Origin of the sequence: Spirillospora sp. NPDC046719 (assembly GCF_040645715.1) — a bacterium.
In the GTDB taxonomy this organism is placed as follows: domain Bacteria; phylum Actinomycetota; class Actinomycetes; order Streptosporangiales; family Streptosporangiaceae; genus Spirillospora.
This window is the reverse complement of the sequence record NZ_JBEYYT010000058.1, coordinates 1-21,727: the sequence shown is the minus strand read 5'-3', so window position 1 is coordinate 21,727 and position 21,727 is coordinate 1. Positions and strand designations below refer to the sequence as shown.

Below are 21,727 nucleotides of genomic sequence, written 5' to 3'. Positions count from 1 at the left end.
GGGCGGAGGGGCGCGCGGCAGGGGCGCGAATAGGCTGCTGGCATGACGGCGGTGGGGGGCGCGATCCGGGCGCGATGGGGCAGGACGGGCCGCAGGGCGCGCTGGACCGCCGCCGGGTCCGCCGTGGTACTGGCCGCGGGCGCCGCCGTCTGGGGTGTCGGTGCCGACGGCCCGCCCCGCGTGCGCACCGTCGACCAGCGCGTCCAGGTCGTCGACGGCCCGCACGACGACCAGCGTGTGACCCTCGACACCACCTTCTACAAGCCGGTCGGGCACGGTAAGGCACCGGCGATCCTGCTCGGCCACGGGTTCGGCGGCGACAAGTACGACGTCGCGGGCGAGGCGCGCTCGCTGGCCCGCGAGGGCTACGCCGTCCTGACCTGGACGGCCCGCGGGTTCGGCGCGTCCACGGGGCAGATCGCGCTCGACTCCCCCGACTACGAGGTCAAGGACGCCCGGCAGCTCATCGACTGGCTGGCGAAACGGCCGGAGGTGCGACTGGACGGGCCCGGCGACCCGCGCGTCGGGATGACCGGCGAGTCCTACGGCGGCGCGATCGCGCTGATGACCGCCGCCTACGACCGGCGCGTCGACGCCATCGCGCCGGAGATCACCTGGAACAGCCTGCCGGACGTGCTGTTCCCCAACGCCGCCGGCGCCGGACCCGAGAAGGGCGTGTTCAAGAAGCTGTGGGCCGGCGTCTTCTTCAACAGCGGCTCCCGCGGCGCCGGGTGCGGACGGTTCCTGCCGTCCCTCTGCGCCATGTACGAGAAGGTCGCCGAGCAGGGCGGGCCCACCGCCGAGGCGATCGCGACGCTGCGCCGGTCGAGCCCCGCCTCCGTCGCCGACCGGATCACGGTGCCGACCCTGCTCGTCCAGGGGCAGTCCGACTCCCTGTTCCCCCTCGACCAGGCCGACGCGAACGCGCGCGCCATCGCCCGCAACGGCGCGCCCGTCTCGGTCGTCTGGTACCAGGGCGGGCACGACGGCGGCGACCCCGAGACCGGACGCGTGCGCGGGCTCGTCCGCGACTTCTTCGACGCGCGGCTCCGGCACGGCGAGGTGCGCGACACCCGGTTCACGGTGACCCGCGCGGGCGGCCTCGACTCCTCCACCCAGCAGGTCGTCGTGCAGGAGGCGAAGGCCCCTGCGTACCCCGGTCTGTCCGGCGACCCGCAGCGCCTTCCGCTGGACGGAGTCGAGCAGACGATCCACAACCCGGCCGGCGGCACCCCCGCGGCGGTCTCCGCGCTCCCCGGGCTCGGCGCGCTGGGCTCGCTCGGGTCGCTCGGTGCCGCGGGCGGCGGCCTCCCCGCCGACATGCCGGGGCAGACCGCCACGTTCGACACCCGTCCGCTCGATCACTCCCTTCGCATCACCGGCGCCGCCACCGTCCGCCTCAAGGCCGCGAAGGACACCACCACCAAGGACCCGGCGGAGAACGATCCCTCCGGCGAGCCACCTGCGGAAAGCACCCCCTCCGGCCAGGAGCCGGCGGAAGGCGGACCGCTCTTCGCCAAGCTCTACGACGTGTCGCCGGACGGCGACGCCGCCCCCGCCCGGCGCATCGCGGCGCCCTTCCGCGTGACCGGCGGCGAGGTCACCGTCACCCTGCCCGCGATGGACTACCGGTTCGACCGCGGCCACCGCCTCCGGCTCGTCATCGCCACCACCGACATGGGCTTCGCGACTCCGCCGCAACCCGCCGCGTACCAGGTGCGCGCCGTGTCGGGGCTGACCGTTCCGACGGACGCGTCCCTGCTCACGGCACCCACCCCGATCCCCGCCTGGGTGTGGATCCTGCCTCTGGCGGGGCTCGCGATCGCCGCCTCGCTGCTCCTCGGCGTCCGCCGCAGCCGGTCCCGCGAACGCGACACCGACGTCCCCCTGGAGATCACCGGGCTCACCAAGGCGTACAAGAACGGCCACCTCGCGGTCGCCGACCTGTCGTTCCGCGTCGAGAAGGGCCAGGTGCTCGGCCTCCTCGGACCGAACGGCGCGGGCAAGACCACCACCCTCCGCATGCTGATGGGCCTCATCCGCCCCGACGCCGGCGAGATCCGCATCTTCGGCCACCGCGTCACCCCCGGCGCGCCCGTCCTCGCCCGCCTCGGCTCGTTCGTCGAGGGCCCCGGGTTCCTGCCGCACCTGTCCGGGCGCGACAACCTCGACCTGTACTGGCGCGCCACCGGCCGGCCCGCCGCCGACGCGCACATGGACGAGGCCCTCGCGATCGCCGGCCTCGGAACCGCCCTCGACCGCGCCGTCCGCACCTACTCGCAGGGCATGCGGCAGCGCCTCGCCATCGCGCAGGCGATGCTCGGCCTGCCCGACCTGCTCGTCCTCGACGAACCCACCAACGGGCTCGACCCGCCGCAGATCCGCGAGATGCGCGAGGTCCTCGTCCGGTACGCCGCCGCGGGCCGCACCGTGATCGTCTCCAGCCACCTCCTCGCCGAGGTGGAGCAGACCTGCACGCACGCCGTCGTCATGGCCGGCGGCCGCCGCGTCGCCGCCGGTCCCGTCGCCGACATCGTCGGCTCCGGCCGCCGGCTGGAGGACGCCTTCCTGGAGATCATCGGAGAGACCCCATGACCGCCCGCGAGGACGACCACCCCTCCAGCAGGACGACGGTGACCGACACGACGCCGGGGCACACGACATGACCACGTCCAGAGAACCGAAGGCAGGCGGAACGGCCGCCGAACCCGGCGCACCCACGGCCCCCGAAGACCACCCCGCACCCGAAACGCACACGAACAACACCCCACCACCCCAGGCACAGCCAAACGACACCCCACCACCCGAGGCCCGAACGAACAGCACCCCACCGCCTGAGACGAGCCCGAACGGCACCCCGCCACCCCAGGCACAGCCGAACGACACCTCACCACCTGAGGCCCGCACGAACAGCACCCCACCGCCTGAGACGAGCCCGAACGGCACCCCGCCACCCCAGGCACAGCCGAACGACACCTCACCACCTGAGGCCCGAACGAACAGCACCCCACCACCCAACACGAGCCGGAACGGCACCTCACCACCCGAGACGCAGCCGAACGGCACCCCACCGTCCGAGACGCAGGCGAACGACACCTCACCGTCCGAGGCGCAGCCGAAGGGCGTGTCTCCGGCCGGGTACAGCGTGCGGCGCACCCTTCCGCTGCGGGTCGAGGCGGTGCGGCAGTTCCGCCGCCGGCGCACTCTCATCGCGTTCGGCATCCTCCTCGTGCTGCCCTGGGTGCTGGTCGGCGCGTTCAAGATCGGCGGCTCACCGTCCGGGAACGGGGTCCCGAGCCTGGTGGACGTCGCCACCTCCGGCGCCCTGAACTTCACGCTGTTCGCCCTGTTCGTCTCGACCGGGTTCCTCCTCGTCGTCGCCGTCGCCCTGTTCTGCGGCGACACCGTGGCCAGCGAGGCCGGCTGGTCGTCGCTGCGCTACCTGCTCGCCGCGCCCGTCCCGCGTGCCCGGCTCCTGCGCCAGAAACTGATCGTGGCCCTCGGCTACTCGGTCGCCGCCGTCATCACCCTCCCCGCCATGTCGCTGGTCGCGGGCACCGTCGGCTTCGGCTGGTCGGACGTCGAACTCCCCACGGGCGGCACCGTCCCGACCTCGACCGCGCTCGCCCGCATGGCGATCGTCGTCGGCTACTCCCTCGCCGCCCAACTCGTCGTCGCCGCCCTGGCGTTCCTGCTCTCGGTCGTCACCGACTCCCCGCTCGGCGCGGTCGGCGGCGCGGTCGGCCTCGTCATCGTCAGCAACATCCTGGACGCCGTCACCGCCCTCGGCTCCTGGCGCGACTTCCTGCCGACGCACTGGATGTACTCGTGGATGGACGCCCTCCAGCCGCAGATCCAGTGGACCGGCATGGCCAAGGGCGCGGCCATCTCCTTCACCTACGCCGCCGTCCTCCTCGCTCTCGCCTTCCGCCGTTTCCACGCCCGCGACATCGTGTCCTGACCGCCCTTACCGCCTGGCGCCCCGGCAGCGGAACGATCTTCCTCGGCCACTTCCGGCCGCCACTGAACGTGATCAGTTGACCACGTCAGGTCGACCTCGCTTCGTGAAAAACGGTCGAACCGGCAGAGGATGTCGCATAAGCTCGCTGAACCTTGCCTTCGGCGGCCACGTCCTCTGGAGTGCGGGTGACATCGGCTCGATCGACGGGTTAAACCCGGCCCGACGGGGGAGATGATCAACATGGCACGGCAGCAGCTCATCAAGCGCCCCAAGCCCCCACGTCAACCGAGCCCGCCAGACCTGAGGACTCCCTCGGGACGTCTCCTGCCGTACTGACATCCGTTCCCCGCCCGCCTCCTGAAACCCGACCCCGCCCCATCTGCCACAGGACCACCCACCACCCGCGATATCCACACCGGCGCCGCATCACGAGCGCGCCTCTGATGGCTGTTCCAGCCCGGCAACGACACGATGCTTGGTCGCTGCCGAGTTCCTTTCCGGCCCGGTACGACGCGGACGCCTAGTCGCTGCCGAGTTCCTTGCGGAGCGACTCGGTGAAGGAACGCAGCGCCGCGATGGTCTGGTCGTAGTGCTCGTCACCGGGTGATCCGGCACGCCAGCACAGCCGGACGAAGGCGGTCGCGCGATCACGGGTCTCCTGGGTGCAGAGCAGGTGGATGACCGCCCGGCCTCTCTGCAACTGGGTCTGCCACTCGCGCAACTCGACGGGCTCGTGCCCTTCGCCCCACTCTCTGCTGCCGCTGCGGAGCTCGTAGATGTTGGTGCCCGCGCTGACCATCTCCGCCGCGCCGGCCAGCTTCTGGTCACGCAACCATCTGTGCTGCTCACCCCGGCTCTTGATCCACGCTCCCAGGAGGGCCCCGGAAAGGCCCAGCAACGCACCGATGATCCCGGCCAGGACGTTGACCACACGCAGAGACTAACCCGATCATCCCGGACGGCCCAGCCGGAACGTCCACCAGCAGAAGCGCCTCGGGGGGACGGGTCGAGCCGCACCACCAACGTCCTCAGAACGGCGGTCGCCCGTTCCCTCTCCGTCCTCGGCGGACCCTCGGTGGTTCTGCCCACCCGCCGAACACGCACCCTGATCAAAGTCTCACCACCACGACGCCTTCGGACGCACGGCGGTCATGCATCGGCCTTCACTCCCGGGCGGCTAGGAGGGCGACTGGGCGGGGCTTGGTCGCGGAGTAGGTCGTCCAGATGCTGGCGGCTCCGGTGACGGCGAAGGCGGCGACCGTGGTGATCCCGAGGAGGGTCCAGGGGACGTCGACCAGGGGTCGGCCCGCGGCGCGGACGGAGGCGGCGAGCATGCCGGCGAGGGCTCCCGCGGCGACCGTGCAGCCGAGGACGAGGCCGATGGTGGTGACCGCCCACGACTCGATCAGAGCGGCGCGGATCACCTGGGGGCGGGTCAGGCCCGTGACGCGGGCGGCGGCGAACTCGGTGCGGCGCTCGGTTCCGGCGATCATGACGGCGTTGATGACCGCGACCACCGCGTAGCCACCGGCCATGCCCATGAGGACGGCGAGGATCCCCACGTTGCCCCGCTGCTGCGCGGCGGTCCTGTCGTCCGCCCACTGCGGGACGGTCTGGACCTTGTCGGCTCCCGCCGCGCGCATCGCCGTCCGGACCGTCGAACGGCTCGCGCCGGGAGCGAGGCGGATCACGGTCTCGGACTTCGCCGCGGCGAGGGTGGAGGCGGGGACAAGGTCGCGCGGCACGAGGAAGGTCTCGGAGTAGTTCTCCAGCGTCGGCCGAAGGGCGGCGACGACCCTCAACCGCGTCTTGTGGCCGTTGACGGCGGCGGTCACGGTGGAGCCGACCCGGATCCCCGACTCCGCCATGCCGGGACCGAGGGCGATCGTCCGGCCGTGGAGCCGGGTGAGCGAACCCGCACGGAGATGCAGGTCGTGGGTGCGGGTGTAGGCGGAGGCGTCGATCGCGACGATGCCCGCATAGTGCGTCTGTCGCCATGTTCGGTTCACCTCGTGGTGTTGGGCGGTGACGCTCATGGAGAGGGTCAGCTGTGGTGATGCGGCCGCGACGCCGGGGACGGCGGCGATGCGGTCCAGGTCGGCTCCGGACGAGGTCACCACCAGGTCGCCCCGGACGAGGTGGCGTTGCTCCTCGCCCGACATCAGGGCCAGGGACCCGAGGGTGCCGGTCAGGCCGAGGAGCAGGGCGACCAGGACGATGAGCGGGGCGGCGGTGGACGCGCTGCGGCGCACCCCGTCGCGAAGGTTGGCCTGGGCCAGCTCGCCGAGGGTGCTGGTGCGGAGGACGGCGCCGAGGACGCGTCCGGCGAGGGGGACGACGAGGGGGCTCAGCGCGCTGAGCGAGACGGCGCCCATGATGGAGATGCCGAGGCCCATGAGCATGGCGCCGAGCAGGTCGGCGGACTGGGCGAGCGTCACCATCCAGATCGTGAACGCGAGGGAGGACAGCCCGGCCAGCCAGCGCACCGGGGTCATCACGCGGGCGGCGCCTCCGGTGTCGCGCAGCGCGTCCAGCGGGCGGACCTTCGCGGCGCGGCGCGCCGCGGCGAGCACCCCCACGAGGGCGACCGTGACCCCGACGCAGCCGGAGGCGATGAGGACGCCGCCGTCCCAGACGAGCGGGAACCCGTCCGGCAGGAAGCCGAGCGCGATCAGCAGCCGGGCCTGCAGCCAGGTCGCCGGGAGGCCGACGAGCACGCCGAGCGCCGTGCCGGTGAGGCCGAGCAGCAGCGCCTCACCGAGCAGCAGCAGGACGAGCTGGCCCCGGCCGCCGCCGACGAGGCGCAGCAGGGCGAGGTCGCGGCGGCGCTGGGCGACGGTGAAGGCGAACGTCGAGCTGACGATGAAGACGGTGAGGAAGGCCGACAGCATCACCGTCATGCCGAGCAGCGTGGCCGCCCCGGCGTAGCCCTCGCGGAGGTCCTCCCTGGCCCGGCCGGTGACACCGGGCGGGATCGGTGCCCGGTCCGTGGCCACCATGACCAGCAGGGACGACTGGACGAGCGCCACACCGAGCGCCACGGCGGTGATGGCACCGGCGAAGAGCCGCCAGCGTTCCCGGAAGGTGTTCACGGCGAGGGTCAGCACGGGGCGGCCTCCAGCCGGGCGAGCCGGTCGGCCACCTCGCGGGCGGTGGGGCGGACGAGCCGGTCGACGAGCCGCCCGTCGGACATGAACACGACGGCGTCGGCATGCGCCGCCGCGGCCGGGTCGTGGGTGACCATGGCGATGCTCTGCCCTTCCCGGTCGACCATGGCCCGCAGCAGGCCGAGAACCGTGCGGGCGGACGCGGAGTCGAGCGCGCCGGTCGGCTCGTCGGCGAACAGGACGGCCGGACGCGTGACCATGGCGCGGGCGATCGCCACGCGCTGCTGCTGCCCGCCGGACAGTTCGCGCGGCCGGTGCCGCAGCCGGTCGCCCAGCCCGACCGCGGCGAGCACCGCGCGCACCTCGTCGCGGCGGACGCGGGCGCCGGCGAGCTTGAGCGGGAGCGCGACGTTCTGCTCGGCGGTGAGCGAGCCGATGAGGTTGAAGCTCTGGAAGACGAAGCCCATCGTGCGGCGCCGCAGCCCGGTCAGCACCGCGTCGGGCGCGCCGGTGATCTCCTGCCCGGCGAGGAGGACCCGGCCCCGCGTCACCCGGTCGAGCCCGGCGGCGCAGTGCAGCAGGGTGGACTTCCCGGAACCGGAGGGGCCCATCACCGCCGTCCATGATCCGGCGGGGAAGGCGATGGAGACGCCGTCGAGGGCGCGGACCAGCGCGTTGCCGCCGCCGTACTCGCGGGTGACGTCCCGCAGCTCGGCGGCGGGCGCCCCCATCGGCACCCGGGCCCGCCCCCCGGTCGCCGCCCCGGCTCCCGGTGCACCATCCACGGGCGCGCCGACCACCGGCGCACTGCCGGACTCCGCGCCTCCAGGCGGCACACCACCGACCGCCGCACCACCTGTCGGCACACCACCGACCGCCGCACCGCCGGGCATCACACCGCCCGTCAGCGCACCGCCCGTCAGCGCACCGCCCGTCAGCGCACCGCCCGTCAGCGCACCGCCGGATGGCGCGGTGTGCGGGACGGTGTGCCTCGGGGCCGCGTCGCCGGTCGCTGGGAGGGCCGGGATGGGGATGCCGGGCGTCGGTGTGCTGGTCATGCCTTCACGGAACCATCCGGCCGCGGAGCTCCGCATGACGCCCAACCAGGATCTTTAGAGTATGGCCAGCCATACCGTCCCACCGCGAAAGCTTGACTAGCTTTGGTTTCATGACCGTCAGCGCGCCTCGCACCGCCCTGGAGGCCGCGGCCGGGCGGCGGTACCTGATCTCCAGCTGGCCCTGGCGGTGCGCGGGCTACCTGGTGTCGACGCCGGTTCCGATGCTCGCCGCCGCCGTCCCGTTCGGGCTGCTGGTCCTGCCGTGGGCCGCCGCCCTGTCGTCCCGCCACGGGGTCGGCGCGCGCCTGCTGCTCGTGGCGCTGGGCGTCCTGTTCGTCGCGGGTCTGGGGCCGCTGGTGGCCCTCCCGGTCGCCGAGGTGGAACGCCGCCGGCTCCGCTTGGTGGACGTCCGTCCGATCGTCTCCGGCCACTCGCGCGTGAACGGCTCGGAGCCGCGCACATGGTCGCTCGTCCGTTACGGGGAGGCGGCCATCTGGCGCGAGATGGCCTACGCGTCCCTCCTGGTGACCGTGGTACCCGTCCTTTACGGGGCGTTGCTGATGTACGTGTTCGCCGTCGGCGGCCTTCTCTTCAGCCCACTTCTCGCTCAGGGCGATGGCGAACCGGTGTCCCTGGGTCTGACCAAGGTGGCGACTCCGGCGGACGCCGTGCCGTACGCGATAGCCGGGCTCGCTTTGCTGCCCACCATCCCGTACTTCGCGGCCGTCCTCGCGGGCGCGCACGGAGCGATGGCCAGGAGCCTTCTCGGGCGGGGTTCCGGTGAGCGGCTCCGCGCCGAACTCGTCGAGGTGTCCCGGTCCAGGGCCAGGCTGGTGGACGCGTTCGAGGCCGAGCGGAGGCGCATCGAGCGCGACCTGCACGACGGTGCGCAGCAGCGCCTGATCGGTCTCACGCTCAAGCTCGGCATGGCCCGTGTGGACCTGCCCGCCGACTCCGACGCCGGCCGCAGCGTGACGGAGGCCCACGAGCAGGCCAAACTCCTCATGGAGGAGTTGCGCGAACTCATCCGCGGCATCCATCCGCGCGTCCTGACCGACCGAGGGCTGCCTGCGGCGCTGCGCGAACTCGCCGACCGCTCCCCCATACCCGTGACGGTGGAGACGGACCTGCCCGAACGGCTGCCCCCGCACGAAGAGGGCACCGCCTACTTCGTCGCCGCCGAGGCCCTGTCCAACATCGCCAAGCACAGCGACGCCCGTAGAGGACGGATAAGCGTGCGCCTCCGCGGCGACACTCTGACCATGGAAATCGAGGACGACGGCAAGGGCGGCGCGAACCCGTCCCTAGGGAGCGGTCTCACCGGTCTTGCCGACCGCGTAGCGGTGATTGACGGAAGAATGCTCCTGTCCAGTCCGGCCGGTGGGCCGACCGTCCTACGCGTGGAGTTCCCGTGCAGCCGACCGTCCGAGTAGTCCTCGCCGAAGACGGCGTGCTCCTGCGGGAAGGACTCGTCGGGCTGCTCGGCAAGTTCGGCTTCGACGTGGTCGCCGCGGTCGAGGACGCCGACGCCCTCAAGGCCGCGGTGGAGGAGCACTCCCCCGACCTCGTGGTCACGGACATCCGCATGCCGCCGGGCTTCAGCGACGAAGGGCTCCGCGCGGCCGTGGAGTTGCGCAAGGCGCATCCCGGCCTGGCCGTCGTCGCGCTCAGCCAGTACGTGGAGCTGAGCTACTCCGCCGACCTGCTTGACTCCAATGACGGTACGAGCGTCGGTTACCTGCTCAAGGACAGGGTCGTCGACGTGGAGGATTTCGTCGCCGCGCTACGCCGCGTCGTGGACGGCGGTACGGTCGTCGACCCGACGGTCGTCCGACAGCTCCTGCGCCGCAGCCAGGACCCGCTGTCGCGGCTGTCCGCGCGCGAGCGCGAGGTGCTCGCCCTCATCGCGGAAGGGCATTCCAACACGGCCATCGCGCAGATCCTCACCGTCGCCGAGGTGACGGTGGGCAAGCACGTCGGCAACATCCTCACCAAGCTGGACCTGCCGTTGACGGACGACAAGAACCGCCGCGTGCTCGCCGTCCTCACCTACCTTCGCAGCGGCACCGCCGCCTAGAGCCGCCTAGAGCGTCTTCTCGAAGCGCACACGGTCCTGCCCTGGCCCGTCGTATCCGGGCTCCGGCACGTGGACGTCGAAGCCCATGGCCCGGTGGAAAGCGATGGATCCGGTATTGGCGGGCGACGTGATGGCCTTGACCTTCGTACGGCCGGCGGCTGTGGCCTCTTCGAAGAACCTCTCGTAGAGGGCTCGTGCCACGCCGTCCTTACGGCGCCTGGGGTCGACTCCAACGAAATGGATGTACGCCTCATCGGGATGGTCCGCCGAATGGAATCCCACGAGGAAGCCGTGCATGCCGTCGTCCCCGTCCATGACGAGGCTCGTCCCGGAGAAGTGCTCGAAGAACAGCCGAGGCAGCAGCAGCGTCAACTGGCGTGCCTGCTCCGGCGTGCGCGAATCGGCCCACCACTCCGGCATCACCCGCACGACCGCCTCGTGGTCTTCCAGCCGCGCCCGTCGGATCTCCTGCACCGCTTCGTCCTTCCGCCGTGGGATGCGCTCCGGTCCCATCCTCCCGAGCCGTCCGCCGCGACGCTCACGCACCCTCGTGCCCGGCCCGGCGCCGTACACTGACCAGGGAGATCACGGTGAGGAGAGCCATGCCCAGGGCGGACGCGCAACGCAACCGCGCTCTCATCCTCACGACGGCCAAGAGGGTCTTCGCCGAACGCGGACCGAGCGCGCCTCTCGACGACATCGCGCGTCACGCGGGCGTGGGCAACGCCACCCTGTACCGGCATTTCCCCACGCGCCGCGACCTGCTCATCGCCGTTTACGCGGACGAGGTCACCGACCTCACCGCCAAGGGCCGCGACCTGCTGCGGCACGACCCGCCCGCCGACGCCCTCTTCACATGGCTGAAGGCGTTCATCGCACACGTCGCCGACAAGGGCGACCTGGCCCGCGCCATTCCGGAAGACGGACGCTCTCCCCTCTTCGACGAATGGCACGCCGCCATGCACACGACCGTGGCTCCGCTACTGGCGCGGGCACAGGAGGCCGGTGCGGTCCGTCCCGACCTCGACGGTCCGGACCTCCTGGCACTGGCCGGCGGGATCGCCACCGCAGGATCCGACCCCGCACAATCCGACCGCCTCCTCCGCCTTGTACGGGAAGGCATAGCGACCCCCGCACAGAACCTCGCCTGACCAGGCCGCGCCACCAGGCGACGGATCATGCCCCTGCCGGGTGGTGAAGACTGTCCGGCATGGAGTTCTTCTGTTACCACCGCGATAGGCGCGGCTCTATGCACCTGCGTCACGAACTCGTGGAAGAGCACTGGTCCTACATGGACCGGTACGCGGCCGAGATGATCGCCCGCGGTCCTACCTTCGCCGACGACGGCGAAACGCTCACCGGCAGCGTGCACATCGTCGACCTGCCCGATCCCGCCACGGCCCGCGCGTTCGCCTTCGACGAGCCCGGCTACCAGGCCGGCGCCTACCGCGACGTGATGCTGCGCCGCTGGCACAACTCGCTCGGACGCACGATGTGGGAGTTCACCGGCGACCGGACGGAGGGCGGCCACTACCTGGTGCTCGGCCTCGGCGCAGGCCACACCGCCGACCGCGACCTGCCGCCCGACCACCACGCGCTGATCGCCTACGGCCCCCTGCTGTCCGACGACGGCGGCACCTGGGTGGGGACGGCGGCGCTGCTCCAGGCACCGGACCCTGAGACGGCCCGCACCGTCCTGAGTCCGGACCTCTACGCCGACGTCGAGGTCCACGCCTGGACCTTCGGCGGCCGAAGGTAACGACGCCCCGGAAACGGCCTGGTCAGGAACATGGACCCCTGAGCCGGGGGCATGGGATGGCCATGGAGGGGCGACGCGCGTGGGCGGGCCGTTTCAGGCGGCCGCTGCTGACGTACGCGACCGTGGCGATCGCGCTCGCGTTCATGCTGGCGATCACCGTGACGGACCTGGTCCTCGGGACCACCGTCCATCTCGGCCCCTTCCTGGTCATCGCGCCCGCGCTCGCCGCCTCCTTGACGACGACACGGCTGACCGCCATCGTCGCCGCACTGGCGGTGGCGGACCAGGTGCTCATCGCGAGCTTGCACGGTGGACTGGGCACGACCAACCACATCGCGCAGATCACCGCGCTGACGCTGCTCTCCCTGCTGATCGTCTTCCTGCGCCTGGTCCGGGAGCGCCGCGAGCGGGCGCTCGGCCGGGCGCGGTCGGTGGCCGCGACGGCCCAGCAGGCCCTCCTGCGACCGCCGCCCCAGCGGATCGGCCCCCTGCGCGTGGCCTGGTTGTACCTGACGGCCGAGGACGAGAGCCTGATCGGCGGCGACCTGTTCTCGATCACACGCGCGGGCGGATCCGCCAGCCGCGTGCTGATCGGCGACGTCCGAGGCAAGGGCCTGAACGCCATAGCCGAAGCGTCGGTGGTCCTGGGCGCCTTCCGAGAGGGCGCACGCCGCTACGCCCTGCCCGCGCTCACGGCCGCCCTCCAGGACAGCGTCGACCGCGACCTCGAAGAGGTCGCCGACATCGAGCACGACCTCGGTGAGCACTTCATCACCGCGCTCGTCCTCGACATCGCCGACGACCACACGGAAGTCGAGATGATCAGCTGCGGCCATCCCCCTCCCCTGCTCCTGCACGACCGCGGGGTCACGACCCTCCAGCCGGACGCCCCCGCACCCCCGCTCGGCGTTCCCAACCCCGACCCGGTCACCATCGACCGCTTCGCGTTCACGCCCGGCGACATGCTCGTCCTCTACACCGACGGCGTCATCGAAGCGCGCTCACCGGGCGGAGACTTCTACCCGCTCGCCGACCGCGTCGCGACCTTCCCCGCCACGGACCCCGACACGCTGCTCGACCACATCCACCGCGACCTGATCGCCCACACCAAGGACCACCTCGCCGACGACGCCGCCCTCCTCGTCCTCGAACGCACCCACCCCGCTCAGCACTGAGTCACGCCCCCGCGCCACACCAGTCCGCCCGATCCGCATCGACTTCGTACCGAGCGAACACGGTCAGCAGAAGCTCGATGGACTCCCGCGTCCGGTCATCGGCGATGCCCGTGACTTCGACCGAGACTTCGTCGGCCTCAACCTCGCGTGCCAGGCGGATCTCCACCGGCCGGAAGCCGACCAGCGGGTAGGCGTACCAACCGTCCGCCCGATCGTTGTCGGTGCTCGGCAAGGCGGTGGAGATGGCGAGCCAATCAGAGTCATCGAAGTCGTACTCGACGACCTCGGAGATCATCTCCAAGAGCGGGCGGACGTTGGACGCCCAGACCCACCCCCCTGCGCTCGAAGCCACCGGATCACCCATCCGCAGAGGCTACGCCGACGGGGTGTTCCCTCTAGGCCGCAGCCGTTGCGCTTCTAAGGGACCGGCTACTCCAGCGGCGAGGGGCCTCAGCCATCGGCGGGGGGATGCCGACCGGGCAGGGGAAGGCCGCGGAGCCTGGGGAGAGCATCGTGGGCCTTGCGGAGGCAAGCATGCGCTCATGTTAGGCCGGTGGAGGCCACGTCATGAGCGTTATCGCTTTGGGTGATTACTGGTTGGTATCGTGCCGGTCGTGGGGAATCGGGGTATGGCGTACGGGGTCGCGGCGTACGTCCTGTGGGGGCTGTTCCCCCTGTACTGGCCGCTGCTGAAGCCGGCCGGGGCGCTGGAGATCCTCGCGCACCGGATCATGTGGTCGCTGGTGGCGGTGGCGGTGGTGCTCGCGGCGGCCCGGAACTGGAGCTGGATCAGGACGCTGACGGTCCGGAGGGCGGGGCTGCTGGCGGCGGCCGCGGTGGTGATCACCGCGAACTGGGGCACCTACATCTACGCGGTCAACAGCGGGCACACGATCGAGGCGGCGCTGGGCTACTTCATCAATCCGCTGATCAGCGTGGTGTTCGGTGTGGTGATCTTCCGGGAGCGGCTGCGGGCGGGGCAGTGGGCGGCGGTGGGGCTGGGCGCGGCGGCGGTGGTGGTGCTGGCGGCGGACTACGGGCGGCTGCCGTGGATCGCGCTGGTGCTGGCGTTCTCGTTCGGGACGTACGGGCTCCTGAAGAAGTTCGCGAGCATGCCGTCGGCGGAGAGCCTGGCCGTGGAGACCGCGGTGATGTTCGTGCCGGCGCTGGTGTTCGCGGTGGCGCTGGCCGGACGGGGCGACGCGGCGTTCGGGCATCACGGGGCGGGGCACGCGGCGCTGCTGGCCGGCGCGGGGATCGTGACGGCGATCCCGCTGATGCTGTTCAACGCGGCGGCGATCCGGTTGCCGATGAGCGCGATCGGGATGCTGCAGTATCTGGCGCCCGTCCTGCAGTTCCTGATCGGGCTGCTGGTGCAGGGCGAGGAGATGCCGCCGAGCCGGTGGGCCGGCTTCCTGCTCGTCTGGCTGGCGCTGGTGACGCTGACGTGGGACGGGGTTCGCAGCGGACGGCGGACGCGGCGGGCGGAACCGGATGCCGTGCCGGAAACCGCGCATTGAAGGCGCCGGGCCGAGCTACTAAAGTGCCGGACGTCACACGCCGCCTCCTGGGAGTCCTGTTGCGTTTGCTGAGCGTCACCATGCTGGGATCCGCACTCATCGCGGCGGGACTGCTGGCACCGGCGACAGGCGAGGCGACGACGTCCGGGCAGGACGGGTTGACGGTGCGGCCGGGCGTGACCCGGGCCGGGGAGAAGGTCGCCCTGTCGGTCCCCCAGTGCGGACCGGGGCGGCACTGGGCGTCGTCGGACGTGTTCGACGGGCGGGCCCGGCTGGACGGCCGGGACGGCACCGCGGTGCTCAAGGCCGACGCCAGGCCGGGGACCTACACGGTGCGGGTGCGCTGCGGATCCCACTCGGCGTCCGGGAAGGTGCGCGTGGCAGGGCGGCTCGCCTGGCCGACGCTGCTCCCGGGCAGCCGCGACGGCCTGTAGGGGCCGACGGCCCTTCCGCGCCGCGAGCGACGCCATGGCGCTCTGATGGCGCGACGGATCCGGTGCTCCTCACGAAACACTTCGTGAGATGTGCACCTACCAAGACATCCGTCTACATATGCCATCAATGCCGACGAATAGCAAGAGGTTTGACTGAGTGACTCATGTCACTCGTCAGATGCATGTATCGGACACATTCGATCTTGATCCACCTGCGGGTCAATGTGATACTTCCACGGTATTGACCAGGTTTCGGCAAACTTATACCAGTACTTCCGGGATGCCCTTTTTGCCGCGAGAAGGGCGTCTCGCTGGAAGATTTCCCGCACGACTCGTGGAACACCGTCCTTCGCGCGAGAGACGTCCAGTCTGAGGGGCACGTCACGATGACCGTCACCGCCGGCCCGACACGGTCCCGGAAACCGAGGAACTTCCCGCTCTACCGCACGGTTTCCCGCTTCGTCCGCGACCCCCTGAGGGAGATCGAGCGGATCAGCACGGCGGCGGGGGGTGAGATAGCGAGGCTCGATCTCGGCGCCTCCCACCCCTATGTGGTGACCGACCCCGACCACGTCCAGCAGGTGCTGCGCAAGGAGTCGGAGAACTTCGTCCGGGACGGGACGTTCTGGCGCCCCCTGCACGGCCTCTTCGGCGACAGCATCATGTCCGAGTACGCCGAGTGGGAGCTCAGCAAGAGGATCCTCCAGCCGGTCTTCTCCACCCGCACCATCAGGTCCCTGAGCGACCACATGGCACGTGCCATCAACAACGCCGTCGCGAAGCTCGACGAACCGGCGCGCGAAGGACGGGCCGTCGAGGTGCTGCCGGAGATGGGCCGCATCGTCCACGACACCGTCATCAAGGTGCTCTTCGGCGACAAGATAAGGAAGGCCGAGGCGGACCGGCTCATCCCCGCGATGGAGCGGCTGGCCACGTCGATCGCGTTCCGCTTCCTGCTGCCGTTCGTCCCGCGCTCCATCCCGCTGCCCGGCGACCGCGCGTTCTCCGCGGGGCTCGAGGTCATGGACGAGACGCTCTACGAGCTCGTCGACCGGTTCCGGCACGACCCGGGTGAGGGCTACGACATCTTCACGGCGCTCTGCAAGGCCCGGATGACCGAGGGAAGCGGGCTCGACGACCACTGGGTCCGCGACAACCTGCTCGCCATGTGGGCGACCAGCACCGAGACGACGACCGTCGCGCTGACCTGGATATGGCCGATGCTCGCCGCGCACCCGGACGTCACCGAGCGGCTGCGCACCGAGATCGAGGCCGTGGTGGGCGGCGAGGCGGTGCGGCCCGAGCACCTGCACCGGCTCCCCTACGTGAAGCAGGTCGTCCAGGAGCTGCTGCGGCTGTACCCGGTGGGCTGGATCTTCCCGCGCATCGCGCTGAACGACACCGTCATCGGCGGCGTGCCCGTGGCGGCGGGGCAGACCGTCCTGATCAGCCCGTTCCTCACGCACCGCCTCGAGTCGGTGTGGGAGCGGCCGCTGGAGTTCGACCCAGAGCGCTTCACCTCCGAGCGTGTGCGCGCGCGTCACCGCTACGCCTACTTCCCCTTCGGCGGCGGACCGCACCAGTGCATCGGACGGCACGTGTTCAACATGGAGGCAGAGCTCATCCTGACCGCCATCCTGGGCCGGTTCCGTCCGGAGCTGGCGCCGACGGAGGGCCCGGTACAGGCGCGGATCGGCGCGACGCTCCGTCCCAACCAGCCGCTCCACCTCCTGCTGCACCCGGTGCAGCGCTGATGGACCGCATCGGCGGCGATACGGCCGCCCTTCCCCCCTCCCACGCTGCCCTCACCACCACCACAAGCGCCCCTTCCGCCCCGACCGCCGCACTGGAGGCCGGAACGATCTGCGCCGTCGCCGGGCAGGCGCAGCGGCAGATGCGCTCCTGGGCGGCCGAATACCCCGCGCTGTTCGACGCGAAGGCGTTCGACCCGGCGCTGTTCAGCACGCTCGCGCTGGCGGCGGCGTTCAGCGGGCCGGGCCTCGGCGCGGACCGCTTGGCGATGGCCAACAAGGTCTGCCTCTGGTGCTTCGGCCTGGACTGGTCGATCGACTACGCCGCGTCGTCCCGCGACGAGGTCGCCGGCCTGGTCGCCAGGTGCTCCGCCGTGGCCGACGGCGACGAGCCCGAACCGGGGACGCCGGCCGAGGACGAGCTGTGCCGGTTCCTCGCCGACATCCGGGACGGGCTGCGGGCCGAGCCCGCCTTCCCCCTGCTCCGCGACATCTGGCGGGACGAGCTGCGGCGGATGCTGGACGCCATGGCCCTCGAATGGGACTGGAAGGCCGCGCGGGACGCCGGCGGGGACGCCCCCTCGTTCGAGGAGTACCTGGCGAACGCCGACAACCTCGGCTTCGCGTTCGTGTTCGTGTCGCACTGGGTCGCCTCGGGCGGCGGCGGGGACGTGACGGCGGTCCGCGAGGCGGGCTGGGCCGTCCAGCGTGTGATCCGGTTGCTCAACGACCTCGGGACCTACGAACGCGACCTCGAGTGGGGCGACCTCAACGCGCTCCTGCTCGGCCGCCCCCGCGCGGAGGTCCAGGAACGGATCGCGGCGCTGACCGCGGAGGCGCGGGTTCTGATCGCGCGCGCGAGAGACGGCGCCCCCCGCCTCGCCGACTACATGGAACGGCAGATGGACTTCTGTGCCGGCTTCTACGGGGTGACCGACTTCTGGGGTTCCCTGTGAGCGTCGACGACCGCCCCGTCGCGGGCACCACCCTCCCCTCACCCCGGCACGAGACCACCCACCCCCCTCATGAGCCGGACACCGATCTCTCCCGCGCCGCCGCCCAGCTCATCGACGGTCTGACCGAGCACCCGTGGGGCCGCACGTCGCCGTCCGTCTACGAGACCGGCCGGCTGGTGACGCTCGCGCCCTGGCTCAGCGGGCACGAACGCCGCGTCTCGTACCTGCTGGAGCGGCAGCGGCCGGACGGCATGTGGGGCGCCCCGGAGCCCGGGTACGCGCTCGTCCCCACCCTGAGCGCGACCGAGGCCCTGCTGAAGGTGATCACCCGGGAGGGCGGGGTCGACGGCGCCGGCCGCGACAGCCTCGCCCGCGCCGCGGCCCTGGCGCTCGGCGCCGCCGCCGCGCGCCTGTGCGGCCCGTCCGCCCCCGCCTTCGCGCTGCCCGACCTGCCCGCTATCGAGCTGATCACGCCGGCGCTCCTCGAAGGGATCAACGCGTCGCTGGACCGGCTGCGGGACGCGCCCGTTCCCGGCCTCGGCGCGTGGGCCGGGCGGAGGCTGGACCCGCCGCCCGGGATGGACGGCACCAAGCTCGGCCTCGTCCGCGCGCTGCTCGTCTCCGGCGCCCCCGCCCCGCAGAAGCTCATGCACGCCCTGGAGGTCGCCGGACCGGCGGCCGCCGCGCTTCCGCACGCCCGCCCCGAGCCCACCGGGACGATCGGCGCGTCGCCCGCCGCCACGGCCGCCTGGCTGGGCGCCGAGACGCCGCCCGAGCCGGGCGATCCGGCCCGCTGGTTCCTGGAGACGGTGGTCGCGCGGCACGGCGGTCCGGTCCCGTGCGGCATCCCGCTGACGGTGTTCGAACGCGGCTGGGTGCTGGCATGGCTGGCGCGCGCGGGCGTCCCGCTCACCGTGCCGCCCGAACTCGTCCTCAGCCTGACGGCGCCGCTCGGACCGGCGGGCACCGCCGCCGCGGCGGGGCTCCCGTCGGACGCCGACACCACCGCCGGCGCGCTGTACGCGCTGGCCCTGCTGGACGCGCCCTGCCGCCCCGACTCCCTGCTGCCCTACGAGATGGAGACGCACTTCTGCACCTGGCAGGGCGAGGACGGCGCGTCCATCACGACGAACGCGCACGTGCTGGAGGCGTTCGGCCAGTACCTCGCCATCATGCGGAACCGCGTCGGCGCCGCTTCGGCCGAGCGGTACGCGGCCGCCGCCGCGAAAGCGGCGTCGTGGCTCTGCGGGCAGCAGCGGGAGGACGGCGACTGGGAGGACCGGTGGCACGCGTCGCCGTACTACGCGACGGCGTGCGCCGCCATCGCGCTGGCGGCGTTCGGCGGCGAGCGGTCCGCGCGGGCCGTCGCGGCGGCGCGCCGTTGGGTCCTCGCGACGCAGCGCGCGGACGGCTCCTGGGGGCGCTGGGAGGGGACGGCGGAGGAGACGGCGTACGCGGTCCAACTCCTGCTGCTGACGGGCTCCGGGAGCGACGCCGCCGCCGCGGCGGCCGCCGCGCGCGCCAAGCCGCACCTGCTACGGGGCCTGACCAGCGCGGACGAGCAGGCCGACGAGGAGCCGGCGCTGTGGCATGACAAGGACCTCTACAGGCCCGGCGCGATCGTCCAGGCCGGGATCGTCGCCGCGCTTCATCTCGGCCGCGGGTCCGGCGTGTTTCGGTGAGGTGAATTTCACCACACCGGCTCCACCGCACCCGGCGCTCAAATGCGACAAAACCGAGCGTGTTGACGATTCACCTTGAGGGGGTATGGCCCTGTTGCTAGTCTTCTACGCCGTATGGAACGGCGACTAGCCGCCGCCCCTGCGGACCACGACACCAGCAGGCTCGCACCCGCGAAACGCCATGCGTTACCGGTTGCGAGCCAATTCACATATTGTTGGGGCGATTGTAATGCGCTTCCGCAACTCGCGCCTGCGAACCAAGATCACGGCGCTGTTGCTCTCCCTGACCGCACTCTGGATTTTCGCGGCCTGGGTGACCCTGCGAGAAGGCGTCAATCTGCTCGGCGTCACGACCCTGGACAGCGCTATCGCCCAGCCGACCGACCCGCTGCTGGCCGAGCTCCAGAAGGAGCGCCGGCTGTCCATGATCGAATTCTCCCGGCCGAGCGCGTCGGTCCGCAGCGCCCTCGCCGCGCAGCGGGCGCGCACCGATGACGCGAGCGCCGAGGCGATCAAGAAGGCCCGTGCCGGAAAGGTGAAATGGTTCGCGGGCGACCTGCTCGAGCACCGCATCGACGAGATGGTCGGCAGGTTGCGCGGGGTGGACGCCATCCGCCGCACGGTCGACGCGCACGGCGCCGACCGGACCCGAATCGCCGCCGGGTATTCCGACGTCATCGAGTCCATTTTCCGCGTCTACGATTCTCTGGCCACGCTGGACGACAAGGACTTCGCCAGCGACACCCGGACCGAACTCGAGCTCAACCGTACGTGGGAACTGCTTTCGCAGGAAGACGCGATAGTCGCGGGATCGCTCACGGCGGGCCGGTTCAGCCAGTCCGAGCTCATCACCTTCACGCAGATGGTCGGCACGCGCCGGCACAACATCTCCGCCGCGCTCATCGCCATTCAGGATTCGGACGGAACCCTTTACAACGCGCTGACGAAGAACGCGAAGCTCGCCCAGGTCCAGTCGCTCGAAGACCAGATCATGCAGAACCGGCGGATCACCTCCGGGAAGCCGCCGCACACCGTGACCCGGCCCGCGGTCACCCTCGACCAGTGGTCGACCGCGGCGACGCCCGCGCTGAGCGAGGTCCGCGAGAGCATCCAGGCGGGCGGTGACCGCCTCGTCGACCGCGCGAAGCCGATCGCCGCCGGCGTCATCCTGCGGCTGCTCCTCGCCGGTGGTCTCGGGCTTCTCGCGGTCATCGCGTCCATCGTCGTGTCGATCACCACGGCGCGCGCCCTCGTGCGGCAGCTCGAGCGGCTGCGCATCGCCGCGTGGGAACTGGCCGAGCAGCGGCTGCCCGGCGTCGTCGAGCGCCTCGGGCACGGCGAGAAGGTGGACGTGTCGGTGGAGGCGCCGCCGCTGCAGTTCGGCACCGACGAGATCGGGCAGGTGGGACGCGCGTTCAACGCCGTCCAGGAGACCGCGATCCGCACCGCCGTCGAGCAGGCGGAACTGCGCCGCGGCATCCGCGACGTCCTGCTCAGCCTGGCCCGCCGCACCCAGACGCTCGTGCACCGGCAGCTGACCATGCTGGACGCCATGGAGCGCCGCCGCGACATCGAGGTCAAGGAGCTGGAGGAGCTGTTCCGGCTCGACCACCTCGCCACCCGGATGCGGCGCAACGCGGAGAACCTCATCGTGCTGTCGGGCGCGCTGCCCGCCCGCGGCTGGCGCAGCTCGGTCCCGATGATCGACGTCGTGCGCGCCGCGGTCGGCGAGGTCGAGGACTACACCCGCGTCACCGTGCTGCCGTTCGGCCCGGTCGAGCTGGCCGGACGCGCGGTCGGCGACGTCACCCACCTGCTCGCCGAGCTGATCGAGAACGCCGTGTCGTTCTCCCCGCCGGACACGGTCGTGCAGGTCGGCGGCCACCTCGTCGCGAACGGCTTCGCCATCGACATCGAGGACCGCGGGCTCGGCATGACCGACGAGAAGCTCGCCGAGATCAACGCGCGGATCGACGACCCGCCGGACTTCAACCTGCAGAGCTCGGTGCAGCTCGGCCTGTTCGTGGTCAGCAAGCTCGCCGAGCGGTACGGGCTGCGCGTCCAGCTGAAGCGGTCCGCCTACGGCGGCACCACCGCGGTCGTCGTCATCCCCAAGGACCTGGTCGTCGAGGAGGGCGACCGGACCCGTCCGGCGCCGGCGGCGGCCACCACGACGCAGAACGGGCTGGAGGTGCGCCAGCCCACCGCGGTCGGCGCGGGCCGTTCCGGCGGGGCGGCGGCGCTCAC

The 21,727-nt window shown here is 71.7% G+C and carries 18 protein-coding genes; 13 read left to right on the top strand and 5 right to left on the bottom strand.

Translation table 11 applies throughout. The annotated features are described in order from the left end of the window. Positions 1 to 42 precede the first annotated feature (42 nt). Both ABZ914_RS13370 and ABZ914_RS13365 read left to right on the top strand, forming a co-directional pair. A complete protein-coding gene (locus ABZ914_RS13370; RefSeq protein WP_500193210.1) occupies positions 43 to 2,595 on the top strand; it encodes an alpha/beta fold hydrolase in 2,553 nt (850 codons plus the stop codon). Between the two features lie 529 nt (positions 2,596 to 3,124). Continuing rightward, a complete protein-coding gene (locus tag ABZ914_RS13365) occupies positions 3,125 to 3,961 on the top strand; it encodes an ABC transporter permease (protein ID WP_500193209.1) in 837 nt (278 codons plus the stop codon). 520 nt (positions 3,962 to 4,481) lie between these two features. On the opposite strand, the gene ABZ914_RS13360 is transcribed toward ABZ914_RS13365, so the two are convergent. From ABZ914_RS13360 to ABZ914_RS13350, 3 genes are all read right to left on the bottom strand, one after another. Continuing rightward, positions 4,482 to 4,793 carry a hypothetical protein gene (locus ABZ914_RS13360; RefSeq protein ID WP_500193208.1) on the bottom strand — a complete coding sequence of 104 codons (312 nt, stop codon included), beginning with the start codon at positions 4,791 to 4,793 and terminating at the stop codon, positions 4,482 to 4,484. 331 nt (positions 4,794 to 5,124) lie between these two features. Further along, entirely contained in the window at positions 5,125 to 7,068 is a 1,944-nt protein-coding gene (locus ABZ914_RS13355) for an ABC transporter permease (protein WP_500193207.1), read from the bottom strand. Beyond that, positions 7,062 to 8,126, bottom strand: a complete 1,065-nt coding sequence (locus tag ABZ914_RS13350) for an ABC transporter ATP-binding protein (RefSeq protein WP_500193206.1) — start codon at positions 8,124 to 8,126, stop codon at positions 7,062 to 7,064. The genes ABZ914_RS13355 and ABZ914_RS13350 overlap by 7 nt, the downstream gene beginning before the upstream one ends. 110 nt (positions 8,127 to 8,236) lie before the next feature. On the opposite strand from ABZ914_RS13350, the gene ABZ914_RS13345 reads away from it, so the two are divergent. Both ABZ914_RS13345 and ABZ914_RS13340 read left to right on the top strand, forming a co-directional pair. Further along, positions 8,237 to 9,559, top strand: a complete 1,323-nt coding sequence (locus ABZ914_RS13345) for a sensor histidine kinase (RefSeq protein WP_500193205.1) — start codon at positions 8,237 to 8,239, stop codon at positions 9,557 to 9,559. Beyond that, the gene (locus tag ABZ914_RS13340) at positions 9,538 to 10,203 is read left to right on the top strand and encodes a LuxR C-terminal-related transcriptional regulator (RefSeq protein WP_500193204.1); all 666 of its coding nucleotides are present in this window, start codon (positions 9,538 to 9,540) and stop codon (positions 10,201 to 10,203) included. Before ABZ914_RS13345 ends, ABZ914_RS13340 begins: the two co-directional genes overlap by 22 nt. A gap of 6 nt (positions 10,204 to 10,209) precedes the next feature. Here the strand turns inward: ABZ914_RS13340 and ABZ914_RS13335 are convergent, their stop codons facing one another. After that, positions 10,210 to 10,716 carry a GNAT family N-acetyltransferase gene (locus ABZ914_RS13335; RefSeq protein WP_433146910.1) on the bottom strand — a complete coding sequence of 169 codons (507 nt, stop codon included), beginning with the start codon at positions 10,714 to 10,716 and terminating at the stop codon, positions 10,210 to 10,212. Between the two features lie 89 nt (positions 10,717 to 10,805). Here ABZ914_RS13335 and ABZ914_RS13330 point away from each other — a divergent pair, with 89 nt between their 5' ends. From ABZ914_RS13330 to ABZ914_RS13320, 3 genes are all read left to right on the top strand, one after another. Further along, positions 10,806 to 11,354, top strand: coding sequence for a TetR/AcrR family transcriptional regulator (locus ABZ914_RS13330; protein WP_500193203.1), 549 nt, complete (start codon positions 10,806 to 10,808; stop codon positions 11,352 to 11,354). Between the two features lie 59 nt (positions 11,355 to 11,413). Then, a complete protein-coding gene (locus ABZ914_RS13325) occupies positions 11,414 to 11,962 on the top strand; it encodes a YciI family protein (protein ID WP_500193202.1) in 549 nt (182 codons plus the stop codon). A gap of 62 nt (positions 11,963 to 12,024) precedes the next feature. After that, entirely contained in the window at positions 12,025 to 13,137 is a 1,113-nt protein-coding gene (locus tag ABZ914_RS13320; RefSeq protein ID WP_500193201.1) for a PP2C family protein-serine/threonine phosphatase, read from the top strand. A 1-nt stretch (position 13,138) separates the two neighbouring features. Here the strand turns inward: ABZ914_RS13320 and ABZ914_RS13315 are convergent, their stop codons facing one another. Then, positions 13,139 to 13,501: a hypothetical protein gene (locus ABZ914_RS13315; protein ID WP_500193200.1), complete on the bottom strand. Its 363-nt coding sequence runs from the start codon at positions 13,499 to 13,501 to the stop codon at positions 13,139 to 13,141. A gap of 265 nt (positions 13,502 to 13,766) precedes the next feature. Between ABZ914_RS13315 and rarD the strand changes: the two genes are divergently transcribed. The 6 genes from rarD to ABZ914_RS13285 all read left to right on the top strand — a co-directional run. Continuing rightward, positions 13,767 to 14,657 (top strand): EamA family transporter RarD, encoded by an 891-nt coding sequence (rarD, locus tag ABZ914_RS13310; protein WP_500193218.1) that lies wholly within the window; start codon positions 13,767 to 13,769, stop codon positions 14,655 to 14,657. A gap of 59 nt (positions 14,658 to 14,716) precedes the next feature. Beyond that, on the top strand, positions 14,717 to 15,091 hold the full coding sequence (locus ABZ914_RS13305) for a hypothetical protein (RefSeq protein ID WP_500193199.1): 375 nt from the start codon (positions 14,717 to 14,719) through the stop codon (positions 15,089 to 15,091). A gap of 386 nt (positions 15,092 to 15,477) precedes the next feature. Further along, positions 15,478 to 16,845, top strand: coding sequence for a cytochrome P450 (locus ABZ914_RS13300; RefSeq protein ID WP_500193198.1), 1,368 nt, complete (start codon positions 15,478 to 15,480; stop codon positions 16,843 to 16,845). Further along, entirely contained in the window at positions 16,845 to 17,798 is a 954-nt protein-coding gene (locus tag ABZ914_RS13295) for a terpene synthase family protein (protein ID WP_500193197.1), read from the top strand. Before ABZ914_RS13300 ends, ABZ914_RS13295 begins: the two co-directional genes overlap by 1 nt. After that, on the top strand, positions 17,795 to 19,480 hold the full coding sequence (locus tag ABZ914_RS13290; RefSeq protein ID WP_500193196.1) for a prenyltransferase/squalene oxidase repeat-containing protein: 1,686 nt from the start codon (positions 17,795 to 17,797) through the stop codon (positions 19,478 to 19,480). The genes ABZ914_RS13295 and ABZ914_RS13290 overlap by 4 nt, the downstream gene beginning before the upstream one ends. Positions 19,481 to 19,793: 313 nt before the next feature. Then, a partial coding sequence (locus ABZ914_RS13285; protein WP_500193195.1) for a sensor histidine kinase occupies positions 19,794 to 21,727 on the top strand: 1,934 nt, incomplete at its 3' end.